Annotated in this window: 3 protein-coding genes; all 3 read left to right on the plus strand. The window is 62.4% G+C overall.

From position 1 onward, the window contains the following. The coding region (locus NDI72_RS21800) for a pyridoxal-phosphate dependent enzyme (RefSeq protein WP_283801781.1) at window positions 1-552 on the plus strand (552 nt) is incomplete at its 5' end. Window positions 553-554: 2 nt separating this feature from the next. Then, window positions 555-797, plus strand: coding sequence for a hypothetical protein (locus NDI72_RS21805; protein WP_113153693.1), 243 nt, complete (start codon window positions 555-557; stop codon window positions 795-797). Window positions 798-1,005: 208 nt separating this feature from the next. Beyond that, window positions 1,006-1,684, plus strand: a 679-nt coding sequence (gene trpA, locus NDI72_RS21810; RefSeq protein ID WP_283801784.1) for a tryptophan synthase subunit alpha, incomplete at its 3' end; no start/stop codon positions are given.

A 1,684-nucleotide genomic window follows, 5' to 3' on the forward strand; every position in this document is an offset into this window, starting at 1 on the left:
GCGCGCGAACAGATCCAGGAACTGGAAGGCCGGCTGCCCGACGCCATCGTGGCGGCGGTGGGCGGCGGCTCGAACGCCATCGGCCTGTTCCATCCCTTCCTCGATGACCGCCAGGTGGAGATCCACGGCGTTGAGGCCGGCGGACACGGGCTGGAGGGCGACGAGCACTGCGCTTCCATGACGGCTGGCCGTCCGGGCGTGCTGCATGGCAACCGCACCTATCTGTTGCAGAACGATGACGGGCAGATCCTCGACGGGCATTCGGTGTCTGCGGGGCTGGACTATCCCGGTGTCGGGCCGGAGCACAGCTGGCTGAAGGATTCAGGCCGTGTGATCTACTCGCCCGTTCTGGACGATGAGGCGATCGAGGCGTTCCAGATGACGACGCGTCTTGAGGGCATCATCCCGGCGCTGGAATCGGCCCATGCGATTGCCCATGCGATCAAGCTTGCGCCGACCATGGGCAAGGACCAGATCATGATCGTCAATTTCTCCGGTCGCGGAGACAAGGACGTGCATACCGTTGGAAAGATGCTCGGCATGGAGATCTGAACATGTTCGAAATCTATCGCTCCAAGCAAAACCGGCACCACTATGTGGCCATCCGCCAGGACGACGATAGGGAAAACCCGCAGGGGATCCGGGAAAGCCAGAACCTTGCTTTCCTGACCCATGTGGCCGATGACGGCGAACCGCGCATCGCGTTCGATCCCGATGAGGCTAAAAGCCGGATCGAGCGCGATGGGTTCTATGCTTTCGCCGTGACCATCGATATCCGCGAACACGCTGAGGGATGATCTGTTTGCATGGTGTTGCTGCGTTCGTGATCGAGCGCCGAGGCCGCTGCAACCGCAAGGAATGCAAGACGGCGTGGGGGCGCCGCGCTGGATGTACGAGGACCAGAGACTGACATGACCACCCGCATTGACCGCCGCTTTGCGCGGCTGAAGGAAGAGNGCCGCAGGATCCGAACCCACAATCTGTCCGAAGAGAAAGCATCCTCCCATGACCACCCGCATTGACCGCCGCTTTGCGCGGCTGAAGGAAGAGAACCGTCCCGCGCTCGTGACCTATTTCATGGGCGGCGACCCGGACTATGAGACCGCGCTGTCGATCATGAAGGCGCTGCCTGCGGCGGGCAGCGACGTGATCGAGCTGGGCATGCCCTTCTCCGACCCGATGGCCGATGGCCCGGCCATTCAGGCCGCCGGCCTGCGCGCGCTCAAAGGCGGGCAGACGCTTTCCAAAACGCTCCGGATGGCGCGGGATTTCCGGGAAGACGACGACGACACGCCCATCGTGATGATGGGTTATTACAACCCGATTTACATCTATGGTGTGGACCGCTTCCTCTCCGATGCGAAGGAAGCGGGCATTGACGGTCTGATCATCGTCGACCTGCCGCCGGAGATGGATCAGGAGCTTTGCGTTCCGGCCATCAAAGCGGGGCTGAACTTCATTCGTCTTGCCACGCCGACGACCGACGAAGAGCGCCTGCCGAAGGTGCTGGAGAACACGTCGGGCTTCGTCTATTACGTGTCGATGACGGGTGTGACGGGTTCGGCCCTGCCGGACACGAACAATGTTTCGGCTGCGGTTTCGCGCATCAAGGAACACACGGACCTGCCGATCTGCGTCGGGTTCGGGGTGAAGACGGCGCGCCAGGCGCGGGCGATTGGCGAGG

The sequence above is a fragment of the Nitratireductor sp. GZWM139 genome, assembly GCF_030068685.1.
GTDB lineage: Bacteria > Pseudomonadota > Alphaproteobacteria > Rhizobiales > Rhizobiaceae > Nitratireductor > Nitratireductor aquimarinus.

Excerpts from the sequence above, each read along its gene's own strand:
- NDI72_RS21805 (WP_113153693.1), top strand. The coding sequence starts at position 555 with ATGTTCGAAATCTATCGCTCCAAGCAAAACCGGCACCACTATGTGGCC.